The following is a 16,557-nucleotide window of genomic DNA, read 5'->3' on the forward strand; positions in this document are numbered from 1 at the left end:
GAGGTGTTACTTATCAAGCAAGAGGTCAAGTTTCACGCCTGCGACGCTCATGGGTAAGGGGATGTTGGTGCAGGTAGCGAGCTTGCGAGCCAATGAGAGAGAAAGATTGTCATGTGCTCCATGTGGCGTGATATGATACAGGTCATGATCGGCAACAGCGTTGTTGTTTCTTACGCCAAGTGAGATGTAAGGAGGCATGTATGACGCAGGCGAAAACCCCAAATATGCTAGATTATGAAGCTGAGCGCCGCGCGTTCGCGCTTGAGGTTCCCGAGTATTTTAATTTCGCAACCGATGTGATTGGCAAATGGGCACAGGACCCGCAGAAATTAGCGATGTTATGGCTGGGACAGGATGGGGAGGAGCGACGCCTGACTTTTGTGCACTTCGCGGAGGCATCGAGCCGGGCGGCGAATGCCTTCTCACTGCTGGGGATCCGCAAAGGCGACACCGTGCTGGTCATGTTGCCCCGCGTTCCCGAGTGGTGGGAGAGTGTGCTGGGATTAATGAAATTAGGTGCCATTCCTATCCCCTCGACTACTCTGCTCACAACGAAAGACATCCAGTTTCGCATCAAGGCTGCGGAGGCGCGTGCCATCATCACAGACAGCGAAGGAGCCCAAAAATTTGAGGCGGTGCGTGATCAGTGCCTGACCGTCACCCAGGCAATTCTAGTAGGTAATGATGAGCCTGGTGAAGGCTGGCACAGCTACGCGCATATCACAGGCAAGGCCCTGCCGGATTTTTCAGGCCCCAAGACGCGTAGCGACGACCCCTGCCTGATCTATTTTACCTCCGGAACCGTGGGCAACCCCAAGATGGTGCTGCATACCCAGGCCAGCTATCCCATTGGACATACCATCACAGGGAAATACTGGCTCGACCTGCATGAGGACGACCTGCATCTCAATCTCACTGAAAATGGCTGGGCAAAAGCCGCCTGGTCCAGCTTGTTTGGCCCGTGGAGCATGGGTGCGGCCATCTTTGTCCAGGACGCGCGCGGAAAATTTAACGCGCTGGAGACCCTGGAATTGCTGCATACCTATCCCATTACCACCTTTTGTGCCGCCCCTACGGCCTATCGTATGCTGGTATTGGATGAGCCACTGGCCTACTTACAGTCCCATCCACCAAAGGCGCTACGCCACTGCGTGGGCGCGGGCGAGCCGCTCAATCCCGAGGTCATTCGTCTCTGGGAAGAGAAGACGGGCCTGACTATTCGTGATGGCTATGGCCAGACGGAAACGGTCTTGCTCTGTGGCAATTTTCCTCCTCTCACAGTCAAGCCTGGCTCAATGGGCAAGCCCTCGCCAGGTTTTGAGATCAGCATCATCGATCACGATGGCAGCGAACTTCCACCACATAAAGAGGGCGATATCGCGGTACGTATCAAGCCCGAGCGTCCGCTGTGGATGTTCCAGGAGTACTGGCGCAACCTTGAGGCGACTCAGGCCAGCATTCGAGGCGACTGGTACATTACCGGTGACCGGGCCTATAAGGACGAAGATGGCTACTTCTGGTTTGTTGGACGGGCGGATGATGTGATCATTACTGCCGGTTATCGCGTTGGACCCTTCGAAGTTGAGAGCGCTCTGAAAGAACATCCAGCCGTCGCCGAGTCGGCCGTTGTGTCCAGCCCTGATCAGATGCGAGGCGAGATCGTCAAGGCATTCGTGATCCTGGCCCCAGGCTATGAGCCAGCGGACTCCCTGGCGCGCGAACTACAGGAGCATGTCAAAAACGTCACCGCCCCCTATAAATATCCCCGCGAAATCGAGTTCGTCGAGACACTCCCAAAAACCATCTCCGGCAAGATCCGGCGCGTGGAACTCCGCGAAAGAGAGCGCAACAAAAAGAGCTAGGCTGTATGTAGAGGCATAGAGTCATGCGCGTCGGTCAATATCTCATGGTCCCGGGTAAGTTGGGTGCAGGGATGCCGGAGGCATCCCTGCACCCAACTTTTACTAAATTCTCATGTATCCTGAGTGGGAGAATGCACGTTTATCTTTGCAATAAAGCGCGAATTGTTGAGGAGAGAGGGGAAGCGCACATCTAGAAGGGAAGAGGTGCTATATGTTAACGCGAAGCCTTACGCTTAAGACGCTCCTGCGTTCGCTAGGAGTGATATGTCTTCTTTTAAGTGTGTATTGGACTGTGCGCATTGTCATGGCAAACGCGGGTTTGTTGCGGGTGAGCATTCCTATTGTCGTGCAGGATGTCCTGTGGTGGCGCGACACTATGCTGGGCGATTGGATGACCGGCGTTCCCTTTGGAGGTGTTCTTATTTATCTAGGGATAGGGATTGGCTTATTGGGCATCAGTTCCGAGCGCCCGCGCCTGGCATTCTGGTTGCTCCAGGTCGCCGTCTGGTGTGTCGGGATCAACCTGCTCTACCAAACGCCGGGGAAGCGGGTAACCTACGCATGGGGACATCTACTGGCGCTTGTGGTGCCAGTCAATATATTCTGGGGGATAGTCACCCTGGCAATCTCACTGTTATTGTTCATCGGTTACATTCCTTTGACGCGGTTCTTGCGCCATGTATATGCGCATGCACATGCGCAGGTGTACCTGGAAAGTGGTAGCAACGGCTAGGATTCGGTGAACGTTTCTCCATTGTAGATGTATGCCCTCGTAGATATAATAGGGGAAACAGGTTACAGCTATTTTAGTGTTTTGCGTTTGTATAAGTAAGGAATGCGTATTTCTATGTTACGGCGATTCTTGCGCTATCGGTCTGTGTGGTGTGGTCTAGGGGTGGTCTGCCTGGTGCTGGGAATACTCGGAGCGATAAACGTTGTGCTGGCGCGTTCGGCCCTGCCTTCGGTGAGTTTCTCCTGGATTCTGTCAGATCTCCTCTGGTGGCCGGGATATATCCGTGGCCTGGGCTTTGGAGGCGTGCTGACGTATATCGGTATCGGCATCTTCCTGCTAGGCATAAGCTCTGGACGTGGGCGTGTGGCATACTGGTGCCTCCAGGCTGCGACCTGGTGCGCAGGTCTGAACACCTGGTACCAGCATGCGGGAAGTTGGGGACCCGGCGCCCTGGATATTATCATGCCAACAAATCTGCTCGGATGTGTGATAACCCTTGCCTGCTCGCTTGCGCTCCTGGCTGCATATGTCCCCATAACGCGCCTATTTAGACGTCTCCTGGAGGCAAACTCGGCCGAGAAGGATCTTGAAGCGGCTAAGACCACGGCAGAGGCTTAGCTTTCTGAATTGTCTCGTGATCTTTATGTATCGCTGCTCGCCAGTAGATGCGTCAGGATTGCGGGATTATTTTGGGCGCGCTCGATAAAGGTGTCTACTTGCTGCTGACTTAGGGTCCCATTGTCGACCTCGGGTTGCAGGTTGCTATGGAGTGTATCACTGATCAGTTGTTGTAACTGCGTGCTTGAGACACCATGATTGCTGGCGACCTGCGCGATATCTTCTCCACCTTGCAACTCCTGGATCAGGTCCTCTGGCGAGGTATGCAGGTCGTTGGCCATCTGTGTACGTATGGAAGAGAGATGCTGGCGTAGCACGAGCGGCATGGAGTGGCCTGGAAGAAATGGACTCTGCCCACCTGTATTGTTTGCCGCGTGCGGAAGACCGGGAAATTGTATGATGCCCGGACGTTGTGCCCCGTTGGGATGTGGATAGAGGCTATTGAGCCTCGGTATGAAGGCAAGCGTGACGACCGCTATCAGAATGAGAGCTGCCACCAGGGCCGCCGTGGTGATATAGAGCCATTTGCGTATGTGCTGTTTGGCTCTCCTGGGTTGCGGCTGCCAGTAGGGGTAGCGAGCGTACTCCTGGTAAGGGGGGAACGTGGGGTGAGAGGCATAGGGGTCTTGCGCGGTTACAAAGGAACCTTCCTGGTCTGGGTGAGGATAGACTGTCTGGGTCTGCTCGCTATAGTAATTGCGTTGATAAGGGTCCAGGCTGGCGTGTGGCAGCGTTGAAGCGGGAAACGGCGCCTGGTGGTCCTGGTATATTGCCTCTTCATGTGGCTCAGAAGATCTTTGTGGCTGGTGTGGATTATGACTGTGCGGTTGCTGCTCCATGAGACGACTCTTCTCCTCTAGGTAGATGCCTGTTCTTTTTCAGTATAGATCTGAGCCGTATTGGATTATTTGAGTATATGTAGTCACAAAAAAAGAGACCGGAACAGCTCCGGTCTCTCGCGTGAAAAAGGTTACTAAGGAATGGGTAGCAAAGGAAGTGGGTTATTTGGTCTTTTTGCCCTTCCCAACGTGATTGATTACCATCTTTAGGTAGTTGGGGTGCTTGCCCATGGCGGTTGTGAATTGGTCAACCTCGCTCTGGGTGAGCTGCCTCTGGCTGACACCTTGTTTGAGCACGGTCGTCACGGCATCCTGCACGTCTTTTTGCAGGTCCTGCTCAGAGACACCCTGGGCCTTGGCGATATCGACCAGTGTCTTGCCGGATTTGATATCGTTGGTGAGCTGGTCTGAGGTCAGCTTCAGATCTTTCGCGAGTGCGTTTACCAGGTCAGTGCGATGCTGTACCAGGTACTGGCGAACGGCTGAGGACTGGGCGCCCTTCCCGTTATAGCCGCACCACTGGTGCTTGCCTAGGTTCTGCTTGAGCTTATCTGCCTGGGCCTGGGTGATTTTTCCATCTTTCACCATCTGGTCCAGGATATCCGACACGCTCTGCTGGCGCGCGTTCTTGAGCTGATCAACAGAGATGTTCAGGCGCTTGGCCATATCTTGCTGAAACTGCTGGCAATATGTAGCATCGCTGGTAGTCGTAGTCGCGCCCTGGTTGATAATGCTACTGGCGAATGCCGATAGTGGTGTAAAGAAGAACGCGCCAAAGAGAGCCGCGACTACAAGGGCCAGGCTCCCCATGACGACAAAGATTGTTTTCTTCATAGCGTAAATTTCTCCTCTGGATGATGTATATCTATTTACTTCACTTTTTATTAGGCATTCTCAACGTCGATACATGCATATTCTATGACGCAAAGATGAACGAAAGCTCTTGTGGGTTTCAAGATTTGCTCAAGATTGCACGTGGGCGGATAAAAAGGCCTTTTTTTCTGTTGAGGCTATGCTAAGATACTGTGTAAAGCGAAAGAATTATGGTGGCTATTGCCTGGTGGGTTTTGGAGTAAAGAGCCATGGCGCAGAAGATTCTGATCATTGAAGATGAAGAAGGTATTATCCATTTACTCAACCTCTATCTAAAGGATGCGGGCTACCTGACCATTGTCGCGCGCGATGGCGCCGATGGCCTGGCGTTGCATGCTCGTGAGCACCCGGATCTGGTGGTCCTGGATATTATGTTGCCCGCCATCGATGGCTTTGAGGTCTGTCGGCGCATCCGGGCCTGGTCACAGACTCCCATTCTGATGTTGACCGCGCGTAGCGCCGAGGACGACCGCATCAACGGTCTTGAATTGGGCGCGGACGACTACTTGCTAAAACCATTTAGCCCGCGTGAGCTGGTCAGTCGTGTGCGCGCCATACTACGCCGTATCCCATCGAGTCAGGAGGCTACGCCAGCTTCTAAGGCGACGAAAGAAGATGAGAAGTCGGTTCTGCGCTTCCCAGGACTCTCGGTTGATCTGCTGGCACGGCGAGTGGAGGTGCAGGGGCATGAGGTCGCGTTGACACCAACCGAGTTCGATCTCCTGGCCTTGATGGCCCAATCGCCCGACCGCGTCTTTACACGCGAGATATTGATGAATAAAGTTTGGGGCTATGACTATCTGGGCGATGGACATACCATCGATGTGCATATTAGCGCCTTACGTAAGAAGATTGAGGCGGGAGAGCAGCAGCGCTACATCAAGACGGTGTGGCGTGTAGGCTATCGCTTTGAGATAAAGGGTACGCGTTAGGACGAAGAGCATGCTTGTTTGAGTAGTACCGGGAGAGAGCGATGACGCAGAAACGTATGAGCTGGTGGCAGAGTATTCGCTGGCGCCTGGCCCTGGGATCGGTAGGGGTCACGATGCTGGCGATGATCCTGCTGGTGGCAACGGCGATTCTGGCTATACTTTACTACTATGATAGTGACCAGAAAACGCAGTTGAATGAGCTATCGGAGACCCGTGCCCAACAGATTGGGCGTGAATATAGTCATCAACTCAGTATTGGCGAGACCAGCGCCGCCGCCCTACAAAAAGCTTCTGTGATGACGCTACCAGTCGCGCCCTTGAAGAACTTACAAGACCAGACTTTTGTGAATGTGGTGTTGGGAGCAAACAATCGAATCGCCTATCCTACGCAGTCAAAAGTGTCATCCAAACAACTGATGCGTACCGCGCAGATACGTGCCATCTATGCCTTTATTACCAAGTACCTGGATCCTAGCCAGAAGGGCAGCGATATTACCCGGTTCCGCAATGATCTTGCCCAGGCGCAGAATGGTGACACCGTCACAGATACTCTAGGTAACAAATTGTTGCCACAATCCTTTATTATGCGGCCACTCTTCGCTGATGGGGACTCACACCACGAGGTTGTGGGTGTGCTTTTTGTCGCCCCCCGTTCGACTGTAGAGCAGTCTTTGCCACAATACATCTCAAATGTGGGGAGTGTGATGCTGCTGGCGCTGGTGGTGGTGGCTCTGCTGGCTGCGCTAGGGGCCATCCTCTTCGCGCGTACGATTACGCGCCCCCTGGAAAAAATGACGGTCGCGACACGCCAGATGGCCGTAGGCGACTATAATGTCCGCGTACAGGGGCAGGCGATGGGCGAACTGGGCGAGCTGGCAACTACATTCAATGAAATGGCCTCTCAGTTGCACCAGGACGTGGAGACCCTGCGCGAGCAGGAGCTTTGGCGCCGCGAGCTGATCATGAATATTACCCATGACCTGGCGACGCCGCTCACCGCCATTGCGGGCCTGGGCGAGGCCATGGTCGATGGTATTAACCAGAGCCGCGAGGATTACGAGGCGACGGGGCGTATCATTGTACGCGAAACGCTACGCCTGCGGCGCCTGGTGAAGGACTTGCATGTCATGGCCAAGGTAGAGGCGGGGGCCCTCCACCCACAACGCACCTCGCTACGGATGGCGGCCCTGGTCGATGAGGCGATAGCGGTCCTGGCCCCCGAATTTGAGCGTGTGGATGTGGAACCGTTGAATAATATCTCCTTTGAACTTCCCCAGGTCGAGGCGGATGCGGATATGATCACGCGTGTTGTCTCCAATCTCTGTGACAATGCGCTCCAGCATACGCCGTCGGGAGGGCAGGTCGTGGTCGATGCCCAGGTGCAGGGAGCCGAGTTGCTGATCTCAGTCACCGATACTGGTAAGGGCATCCCCCCTGAGTTGCTTGCGCGCATCTTTGAACGCTTCTATCGCATCGATGGTTCACGCCAGGCACAGGGAGGCGGGGGAAGCGGTCTGGGGCTTTCTATTGTGCGCGCGATTGTCGAGGCCCATGGAGGGCGTGTCTGGGCTGAGAACGCCCCTGGCATGGGGGCGCGCATTATCTTCACCTTGCCCCTGGTAGCCGCTGGCCAGCCCTCCTTTGCCGACGCCACTACGCAACCCCTCCAGAAAATTGGTCTGCTGGCGGCATCCCAACCTGGTGCTCTTCCCCCAGAGAACTAGCTGGCAAAATGCACGTTGATACTTGCCGCACATAGTTCGTGAAGTGTAGTATGGTGCGCTCTGGCAGCCGCAGGCTGCCAGAGCGCACCATACTACACTTCACGGCGAGCGCCACAGGCGCGAGAAGTCAAGCTAAAAATGCGTACATCGAACTCGCTGGACTGATAATGATATACTGTGAAAAACCATGTTATGGCATATGTTTGTATGTCGATTAGTTTCAGGATAAAGTATGACGACGCCTATTTCTACTGAGTATGAGGGGAAACTGTCGGCGGGATTGGCGCGCCTGGCCCGTGTGATCAATACCGAAAGTGAGCCTGAGCCTATCTACGAGGCGATTCTGCGCGAAGCGCAGTCCCTGGTAGCTTGTGAACAGGCTCATTTGTATATCTATGGTTATGGCCTTGATGGACAGGCACACCCTTCGTTTCTGGTGAACCTGGCGGCTGCCGAGAGCACTACCAGCGCCCCATCGGTCAGGGTTGAGGTCTTATCAGCCGAGCGGGCAGCGTGTCTGATGGCTGAAGAAGAGCTTCTGGTACGAGCGGTAGCACTGAGAGAAACCGTGACCGGCCTGGTGAAGGGAAGCCAGGAGAAGACACTCGGCGTCTTCCCTTTAGAGGCACGTGGACGGCTTCAAGGCTTGCTGGCCTTAAGGCAAACTCGGTGCCTGGTAGACGATGAGATCACTGTAGGGGCGCGCCTGGGAGAACTGGCCGCCACGGCGCTCGCGCTTCTCGCCTCGCAGCGACACCAGCAAGAGAGTGAGGTACGCTTCCTTTCCAGGCTCGCGCATGAGTTACGCTCTCCCTTGAACGCGATAAATGGATACCTGGATCTCTCGTTAAGTGGAGTAGGTGGCGAGCTAAGCGAGCAGCAGCGTGAGTTTATGCAACGTGCGCGTGTAGGAAGTGAATATTTATATGCTTTACTTGAGGATCTACTCCTGCTGGGGCGCGCCAACACTGGCCAATTGCGGCTTCGCAAACAGGTAACACACCTTTCCGAGCTAGTGACGAATGCGCTTGAAGATCTGGAGTTGACGCTTGAAGATGCGGAGATCCAGGTTAGCACACAGCTGGCGGACTTGCCGCCTATATATGCCGATCCCATCCGTCTTCAGCAGGTCCTGCGCAACTTTTTCTCCTATCTCGTGGCACAGGCCCGACCCCAAGATCAGTTGCTTCTGCTAGCCTCTGTGGAGGCTGAGGGCGAAACACCAATTGAGGAAGATAGACCAGAGGAAAATGGGCGCTGGCTGCACCTGGAATTAGAGGGCCCACTGGGAGATCACCAGGAGACCCAAGAGAGTGAGAAGGGGGTTCTCGCTTCCGAAACGCTACGTGCCCTCGCCATTGCTCGCCTGATTATAGAGCAGCATGGTGGCGTCTTGGCTCAGGAGGAGCGCGCTGGTGGGCGATGCGCGTTGTTGGCGCGCCTGCCCATCGTCTTATCCTGAGCGAGGATGTGCTTGCCCCCTCACGCCTGCGGCGCTCGTTACGTTTGGTAGTGTGATGCGGATTGGCAGCCACAGGCTGCCAATCCGCATCACACTACCATGCCTAATTGCTATGGGGAGAGGATTTATAATAGAGGTGAAGGGAAATTTGAGGGCGTGAATTGGCACGTTTTCGTTATTGGGTAGACAAAAGGCGAAAGAGGAGAGATTGCTGGAGGAACCCTTGACGCGTGGTATTTCGCGTGTTATTCTCAAGTTATCCCATCGTGTTTCTTGGCAGCAGCAAATGCCAGGAAAAATGCGCGGTACTGTACTTGCTTTTCATCAGGAGAAGGAGACCGACTGTGGGTATGCTAAGGATCATGTCTCGTCGTGGTGATGATCGCATCATGTGGGACCCCAAAAAAGTTGAAGCGAATGATCCCGAAGCGTTGGCTGCCGTACATGAGGCGGAACGCATCTTCGAAGAAGCGCGTGTACGTGGCGCAACTGCATTCAAAGTTGTCGAGTCAGGTCCTGTAGAGCGTATTGATAAGTTTGACCATACCGCAGAGCAGATCGTTCTCGTGCCGCGTGTCGTCGGTGGGTGAGGAGAGAGCTGCTTATGTTGGAAACGCTGAGTTTGTTTCTCGGCATCTGGCTGCTGTTTCTTCTACTGGCGATCTATTACCTGTCGCAGTCGCCTGACGGACGGGTGGGACGTTTACGCGAGACAGTAAGCGAGCACCTCTCGGCTGAGAGCAGAGCGAAGGCCCTGCTCCAGGAGATGCTCTCAGAGGGTCAGTATCAACAGCTCATAAAATGTGGCTATCTCGAGGTATCGAGTCCATCGTATGATAGCCGCATTTACCGTATACCTGGCTCTGGCGGCCTGGTAAAGGTCTATGAGCGAGGCTGCGCGGTTATGGAGTTGTGTTTGCAGCCAACTGAGCCCCTCCCCGATGGCGATGTCGTGGTAATGCACAAACTGATGATTGAAGCGAACGAAGAGGAGTATCTGCAAAAAGCCAATCATTTTGCGCCTGGCATTATCTCTCTGCGATGCCAGCACCTCTAGCGCATTTCAAGGAGTGGGGAGATAGCTATAAGCAAAGAGGAGGGATGGGCATGTGGCGGGGCAATTGCCCCGCCACATGCCCATCCCTCCTCTTTGCTTATATTAAATATTCTTGCTAAACTTTGTAAAACAGAATACGTATATAGATTGAGAGAAACAACAGAGGCTTTAGTAGCGATTTTTATTTTATTGGCTTAAGTGCAATTTTATGAAAATAGGTGCGTTGGCATAAAGTAAAAAGCCCTCAAAGATTGGTCAGGGAGGAAACTGCCAGGTATGACTGAATGTCCAAATTGTAAAGCACCTGTGCGTGAGGGAATACGTTTCTGTAGCGCATGTGGTCAACGGTTGCAAACGCAATCCTCTACCTCAGATGCGCCCACTGTCCCCGCTTCTGGCGGATTTTCCACCGTTGCTCATACGTTATTGTCGGGTATGCGGCTACAGGGCGGGCGTTATCTCGTCAAGAAAGTGCTGGGTGAGGGAGGCATGGGGGCAGCCGTCCAGGCAACAGACAATCGCCTGGACGATAAACCGGTCGTGATTAAAGAGCTTATTTCAGATTCGACGGATGATGCCCGCTTCCAGGATGATGTGCGCAATTTCAAGCGCGAAGTGGCGATGCTTGCGCATATAGATCATCCGCTTATTCCCAATGTGACCGATCACTTTCAAGAGGGATCGCGCTATTTTATGGTTCAGGAGTATGTGGAAGGGGAGACGCTGGAGGAACGGATTACGCGTCTGAACCAGCCATTGAAAGAGCGCGATGTCTTGATTTATGCGTTGGAGGTGCTAGATGTGCTCGATTACCTGAGCCAACAGACGCCCCCCATCGTGCATCGCGACATCAAACCCGCCAACATCATAATCGGGAGTAAAGATAAGAAGGCGCACCTGGTGGATTTCGGCATCGCACGCGCGGAGGTGATGCGTAACGCCCAGCGTAAGCAAACGACCGCGCTGGGAACACCTGGGTATGCACCTCCAGAGCAGTATCAGGGGAATGCTGATCCCCGTTCTGATTTGTATGCGTTGGGGGCTACGCTACACCATTTGCTCACAAATCGCGATCCCCGGCACTACGCGCCGTTTAGCTATCCGCCTGTACGAACCCTGAATCCACAGCTCTCGCCTGATATTGAGCGCGTATTGGCGCGGGCGCTGCTCAATGATATGACGCAGCGCTACCAGAGCGCCACGGCGCTGCGTCAGGACTTTGTCTCGATTCTACAGCAACGCTTTGGTGTCTCGGATAGCCTGGGCCACTATGGTGTGACCTCTTCAAGTTCGTTGCCTGCCTACTCCGCGCCTACTACGGTAGGTACACCACCAGTGAGTCAGAGCGGTGGGCTAGCGCCAGTGGGGCCGAGCGCTTCTGGTGCGACCCCACCGACAGTACGCATGGCACCACAGGGGGGAACAAGTGTCACGCCGCCTGTCCTGCCACCTGTGCCACCTGTATATGGCCCTTCCCCCTATACGCCACAACCATTAGCAGCGCCAGGCTGGACGGGTCCGCAGCTGCAGCCCCGTCGTCGCCAGCCCTGGTGGCTTTTCTTGCTGCTCCTCTTGCTTGTCTGCCTCTTGATTGGTGGGGGTGTGTTTTTCTACCAGGGCTTGTTACAGGGCAAACATACGACCAAGGAGCCGAACAAAGCTGGTTTGGGTGTGACGCAAATAGGCAATGAATTGATTGGTGTAAGCGATGGAAGCTATAGCTTTGATACGGGGCGGGCCAATGGGAGCTTGATGACGCAGGCCGCGGAGCGGTATCATCAGGGGGATATTGGTGGTGCGACCTCTCTCTGGAGCCAGGCATCGGCGCAAGTTACTTCAGATGCCGAGCCGTTGATCTACCTGGAGAACCAGCACGTCGCGACGGTCCCCCATATCACCCTGGTTGTCGCGACTATGCTCTCGGGTGATGGCTCATCGGTGGGAGCGGGCCGTGATAACCTCCAGGGGCCTACCTGGCGCAAAAGGAGTTTAACGATGGCGCCAAGTTGAGCGGAGGCCTCAAGGTGCGGCTACTTATTGCGAACTCTGGCAGTAAATCGACGTATGTTAATCAGGTGGTCGAGCGTATCAAGAACATCGCGGCAAGCGACAAGACGGTGGTTGGAGTTATGGGCTGGCCTTTTAGCTCGCGCGCGATCGGCGGAGCGCAGCTATTGGGTGAGGCTCATATCCCTCTCCTCTCACCGACCGCAACCAGTGACCAGCTCACCGGGATCTCGCCCTATTTCTTCCGTGTTGCCCCAACAAACAAAGCGGAGGCTATCGCGGGCGCCAGGTATGTAGCGAACACGCTGCACGCGAAGAGCGTGGCGGTGTTTGTAGATGTGGCTGAATCCTATAGTCAGAGCCTGGCACAAGACTTTGAGCGCCAGTGGCAAAGTGAGGGCAATAAACTTACCACCGAGGCACGGTATACTACTGGCGATGGAGCATCGATCATAAAGGCTTTGCCAGGAGTGCTGGCAACACATCCCGATGTGATCTACTTCGCGGGACACTCGGCTGATGTGAACGTTCTCCTACTGAATCTGCCCTCGGGAAATATCCAGGTTATGGGTGGCGATGCGCTCTATGAGCTTAATGGCTATACCTCTAGCGCGCGTGCTGGCTTTAACCGGCTGCGCTTTACCGCGCTGGCCTACCCTGATGAGTGGTCGGTGCTTGGTAAGAGAGACCAGACCCCAGGCTTCTTCGCGGCTTATAGCGCGACGTATAATCCCAGCCGCAATCCCCCACCGTCAGTCTATGGGTATACACGTCCGAGCAGCGATGTCATGCTCTCATATGATGCGATGACGGCGCTGCTGAAGGGGGCGGAGAATATCTTGAAGACGGGCAAGACGCAGATCACGCCAACTGACCTGAAGAATGGCCTGGCCCAGATCAGTGGCTCTCATGCCTTTCAAGGCGTAAGTGGACAGATTAGCTTTGGCCCTAACGGTGATCCGGTGGATAAGGCCGTTGTGATTTTGCATGTCTCAAATGATGGGTATATTCAGATGGAGAGTGGCATCGAGGGGCGTTTCTCTCTTCAATAGGAGAGAGAAACGCCCCTCGATGCCCTTAAGCAGCGATAAGGCCTCTTCATTTGACGCTGAGGGCAAGTTTGCGTGTATTATGTATATATTATCGTTCCGGGTCGTGGTGATGCGGAGGAGAAGATATTTCAAGATTGTATTCAAGCAAGATCATCACAGGACGTTCTTATTACAGCTCGCGGGAGCAGTAAATGCCCCGCGTTCATTTGCAAAGTGGTAGGCAGAATTCCATGAAATGTCCTTTTTGTGGTACGGATAATGTTCCCGGCGACAGTTTTTGTAGCAATTGTGGTGGTTACCTCGATTCCTCCGCGCCCAGTTCCGTGAGTAGTGGAGGGACGTCGAACACCGCGACGATTGTCAGTACTGGCCCTACGACAGGTGGTGGCCTGGCAAGCTCTGGCTCTCTTATCCCTAACGCAAAGCTCCAGAATGGTCGCTATGTCGTCGAGCAGGTTCTGGGGAGTGGTGGTATGGGGACCGCTGTGCTGGCGAAAGATACACGCGTCTCTAATAAGCGTGTTGTCATCAAAGAGCTGGTCTCCGATAGTAAAGACCCGGTGCAGTTCCAGGAAGATGTACGCAACTTTGAGCGCGAAGTAGATACCCTGGCCAATCTTGACCATCCATTGATCCCCACGGTGACAGATAGCTTTCAGGAGGGGACGCGCTACTTCATGGTTCAGGAGTATGCGCCTGGCGAGAATCTAGAGACGCATATCGACCGCCTGGGCAAGGCCATGCCTGAACGCGAGGTTCTGACCTATGCTGTGCAGGTGTTGGATATTCTGGATTACCTGGGGCAGCAGACGCCGCCGATTGTGCATCGCGATATCAAGCCCGCCAATATCATTATTGGCAGCAAGGATAAGCGCGCCCACCTGGTGGACTTTGGTATTGCGCGCGCCGACGCGGCGAAAAACGCGAAAAAGCAGACCGCAGCCCTGGGAACGCCAGGATATGCTCCACCTGAGCAGTATCAGGGGAAAGCCGATGCGCGCTCAGACCTCTATGCCCTGGCGGCGACCATGCACCATCTCTTAACGAACCGCGATCCGCGCAATTATGGCCCCTTTAGCTATCCGCTTGCGCGGTCGGTCAACCCGCAGGTCTCGCCCGAGACGGAGCAGTTGCTAACAAAGGCCTTGACAATTGATCCGTTCAAGCGTTTTCAGAGCGCTGCTGAGATGCGCCAGCGCATTGAGCAAATCTTGCGCGACCGCTTTAACATGACGCCTGACACGAGTATGTATATGTTCTCGACGTCGGGTTCGATGACCATGCCTGCGGTGAGCACGACGCCTGCGCCTGCAACTCCTCCGCCACCTCCCGTCCAAAATCGTGGACAGCAGCAGGGGGCGCAGCCTATGTTCCCGCCACCCAGGGCGGTGCCTCCTCCTCCACGGCGTCGCTCTGGGAGTGGCCTGGGGCGCGGGCTGGCCATCCTGGTTGGAGTCGTGGTCCTGATCCTGCTGGTCATCTTTATCACGCCCTTTCTCTTTAAAGGGAGTTCACCCAACACGTCAACGAATAGTCCCGCAGCCTCGCCAGTCGCGACGCAAACCGCTGAGGTCAAGTCCAATGGCATCGGTGTGCAGCAAATTAACAACGAACTTATCGGCTTAAGCGATGGCACAGTGGCCTTCGATACCAACCGACCTGATGGTAATTTGAAAGTAGAGGCCGCCCAGAAACTGAAGGATGGGGACTCATCGACGTCCCAGTCATTACTGCACTCGGCACTGGCTCAGGACACCACTGATGCCGAGGCCTTGATCTACCTGGAGAACCAGCATGTAATGAACTCAGGCTCGCCCTATGTGACGCTCGTGATTGGCGCGACCCTGACGGGGCAGAATAAAGATGTCGTCCAGGCTGGTCGTGATGCCTTGCAGGGCGCGTATGTGGCACAGAAGGAGTTTAACGCCAATAATGGCGCGAAACTCAATGGGACGCTGGTGCGCGTGTTGATCGCCAACGCAGGCTCCTCCTCAACGAATGTCGCTCAGGCGGCCAGGCAGATTGTGCAATTCTCGCAAACGGATAAGTCCCTGGTCGGGGTCATGGGATGGCCCTACAGCGGTTACGCTCAGAACGCGATTGGTGTCTTGAGCGCGGCAAAAATTCCTATGCTCTCGTCTACCGCTTCGAGCGATGACCTGACGGGAGCTTCGCCCTACTTCTTCCGCGTCGCTCCACCCGATAGTGTGCAGGGACAGGTAGGGGCGCAGTATGCGCTGAATAAGTTGCAGGCGAAGAATGTGGCGGTCTTCGAGGATCAGAGCGATGCCTATAGCCGTAGCCTCGCGGATGCCTTCACGCAAGCGTACCAGAAGCTTAACGGCAACGTGATGGGTCCCTATCAGTATACCAAGGGCGACCAGGCATCAGTAACTTCGCAACTCCAGAATCTCGCCAATGAGTCGACGGTCCCCGACGTGATCTACTTCTCGGGCTACTCGGGCGACGTGGCTTTGCTGATGAACCAGGTCGCGGCTAATAGCAAATTTGCCAATACCAAGATCCTGGGTGGAGATGCCCTCTATAACCTGGGAGGATATAGCAATAGTAGCAGCCGTGCTGGCTTTGATCGCCTGCGTTTTACGGCCTTTGCCTATCCCGATGAGTGGGAGGTGTTAGGTTATGGTAAACAGAAGCCTGGCTTCTTTAGCGAGTATAGCGCCATTTTTGACCCGCATCAACAGCATAAGGGAGCTTACGGCTTTTCACGCCCATCGTATAATGTCATGCTGGGCTATGATGCGACGCTCACGCTGATCAAGGCGGCAGGAAATGTAGTAAGTGCGGGTAAGAAAACCTTCTCTGGCGATGATATACGCCAGGCGTTACTCAACATCAATGGCGGCAATGCCGTCCAGGGTGTGAGCGGGCAAGTCTCATTAGGCCAGGATGGTAACCCGGTCGACAAAGAGGTGGTGATCCTCTATGTCGATGCGCAAGGCTTTATCCATATGGAGAATCAATCGGGAATCGGCAAGTTCCTGGCAAACTCCTAGTATTGATTATTCCATGATTTGCCTCTAGATAAGAGTATGAGGGGGGCATTTGCCCATGCCCCCCTCATACTCTTATCTAGAGGCAATCTTACTGTTTTTTCTGCGAAGAGGCTGGGAGGCGTTGGATGATCTCTGCCTGCTCCAGGCCTTCAATCTCAACGATCTTTTGTCGCCCGGTTGTTCCGCGTATAAGCGTGATGGCGCGTTTGGGCAGCGATAGTGTCTCTGCAAGCAGTGCGATCAAGGCGGCATTGGCTGCCCCATCCACTGGGGGAGCAGTGAGACGCGCCTTGATCGCTCCCTCTTCCCATTCAAGTGTATTTCTGTTGCTGCGGGGAATAACCCGAACTGGCACCTGCATAGCGTGGACCTTCCTGACCG

The 16,557-nt window shown here is 54.6% G+C and carries 14 protein-coding genes; 11 read left to right on the plus strand and 3 right to left on the minus strand.

Annotated features, from left to right (window positions below; genetic code table 11):
- Positions 1-200: 200 nt before the first annotated feature.
- The 3 genes from JMJ04_RS12360 to JMJ04_RS12370 all read left to right on the plus strand — a co-directional run bounded on the left by JMJ04_RS12360 (position 201) and on the right by JMJ04_RS12370 (position 3,213).
- Positions 201-1,862 (plus strand): AMP-binding protein, encoded by a 1,662-nt coding sequence (locus JMJ04_RS12360; protein WP_201370786.1) that lies wholly within the window; start codon positions 201-203, stop codon positions 1,860-1,862.
- Between the two features lie 211 nt (positions 1,863-2,073).
- Positions 2,074-2,595 carry a hypothetical protein gene (locus tag JMJ04_RS12365; protein ID WP_201370787.1) on the plus strand — a complete coding sequence of 174 codons (522 nt, stop codon included), beginning with the start codon at positions 2,074-2,076 and terminating at the stop codon, positions 2,593-2,595.
- A gap of 114 nt (positions 2,596-2,709) precedes the next feature.
- A complete protein-coding gene (locus JMJ04_RS12370; protein ID WP_201370788.1) occupies positions 2,710-3,213 on the plus strand; it encodes a hypothetical protein in 504 nt (167 codons plus the stop codon).
- A gap of 23 nt (positions 3,214-3,236) precedes the next feature.
- Here the strand turns inward: JMJ04_RS12370 and JMJ04_RS12375 are convergent, their stop codons facing one another.
- Together JMJ04_RS12375 and JMJ04_RS12380 are read right to left on the minus strand one after the other, a co-directional pair.
- Positions 3,237-4,052, minus strand: a complete 816-nt coding sequence (locus JMJ04_RS12375) for a hypothetical protein (protein WP_201370789.1) — start codon at positions 4,050-4,052, stop codon at positions 3,237-3,239.
- 162 nt (positions 4,053-4,214) lie between these two features.
- A complete protein-coding gene (locus tag JMJ04_RS12380; protein WP_201370790.1) occupies positions 4,215-4,886 on the minus strand; it encodes a hypothetical protein in 672 nt (223 codons plus the stop codon).
- A 248-nt stretch (positions 4,887-5,134) separates the two neighbouring features.
- Between JMJ04_RS12380 and JMJ04_RS12385 the strand changes: the two genes are divergently transcribed.
- The 8 genes from JMJ04_RS12385 (at position 5,135) to JMJ04_RS12420 (ending at position 16,176) form a co-directional block, all read left to right on the plus strand.
- Positions 5,135-5,857, plus strand: coding sequence for a response regulator transcription factor (locus tag JMJ04_RS12385; protein WP_201370791.1), 723 nt, complete (start codon positions 5,135-5,137; stop codon positions 5,855-5,857).
- A gap of 41 nt (positions 5,858-5,898) precedes the next feature.
- Positions 5,899-7,581 carry a sensor histidine kinase gene (locus JMJ04_RS12390; protein ID WP_201370792.1) on the plus strand — a complete coding sequence of 561 codons (1,683 nt, stop codon included), beginning with the start codon at positions 5,899-5,901 and terminating at the stop codon, positions 7,579-7,581.
- Positions 7,582-7,813: 232 nt separating this feature from the next.
- Positions 7,814-9,043, plus strand: a complete 1,230-nt coding sequence (locus tag JMJ04_RS12395; RefSeq protein ID WP_201370793.1) for an ATP-binding protein — start codon at positions 7,814-7,816, stop codon at positions 9,041-9,043.
- 350 nt (positions 9,044-9,393) lie between these two features.
- Positions 9,394-9,633: a hypothetical protein gene (locus JMJ04_RS12400; protein ID WP_236037995.1), complete on the plus strand. Its 240-nt coding sequence runs from the start codon at positions 9,394-9,396 to the stop codon at positions 9,631-9,633.
- A gap of 14 nt (positions 9,634-9,647) precedes the next feature.
- A complete protein-coding gene (locus tag JMJ04_RS12405; protein ID WP_201370794.1) occupies positions 9,648-10,100 on the plus strand; it encodes a hypothetical protein in 453 nt (150 codons plus the stop codon).
- A 276-nt stretch (positions 10,101-10,376) separates the two neighbouring features.
- A complete protein-coding gene (locus JMJ04_RS12410; protein ID WP_201370795.1) occupies positions 10,377-12,110 on the plus strand; it encodes a protein kinase domain-containing protein in 1,734 nt (577 codons plus the stop codon).
- Positions 12,111-12,124: 14 nt separating this feature from the next.
- Positions 12,125-13,159, plus strand: a complete 1,035-nt coding sequence (locus tag JMJ04_RS12415; protein ID WP_236037997.1) for an ABC transporter substrate-binding protein — start codon at positions 12,125-12,127, stop codon at positions 13,157-13,159.
- A gap of 230 nt (positions 13,160-13,389) precedes the next feature.
- Positions 13,390-16,176 (plus strand): protein kinase domain-containing protein, encoded by a 2,787-nt coding sequence (locus JMJ04_RS12420; RefSeq protein WP_201370797.1) that lies wholly within the window; start codon positions 13,390-13,392, stop codon positions 16,174-16,176.
- An 88-nt stretch (positions 16,177-16,264) separates the two neighbouring features.
- Here JMJ04_RS12420 and JMJ04_RS12425 read toward each other — a convergent pair whose 3' ends face one another.
- Positions 16,265-16,537, minus strand: a complete 273-nt coding sequence (locus JMJ04_RS12425; protein ID WP_201370798.1) for a DUF167 domain-containing protein — start codon at positions 16,535-16,537, stop codon at positions 16,265-16,267.
- Positions 16,538-16,557 lie beyond the last annotated feature (20 nt).

Origin of the sequence: Ktedonobacter robiniae (genome assembly GCF_016587375.1) — a bacterium.
In the GTDB taxonomy this organism is placed as follows: domain Bacteria; phylum Chloroflexota; class Ktedonobacteria; order Ktedonobacterales; family Ktedonobacteraceae; genus Ktedonobacter; species Ktedonobacter robiniae.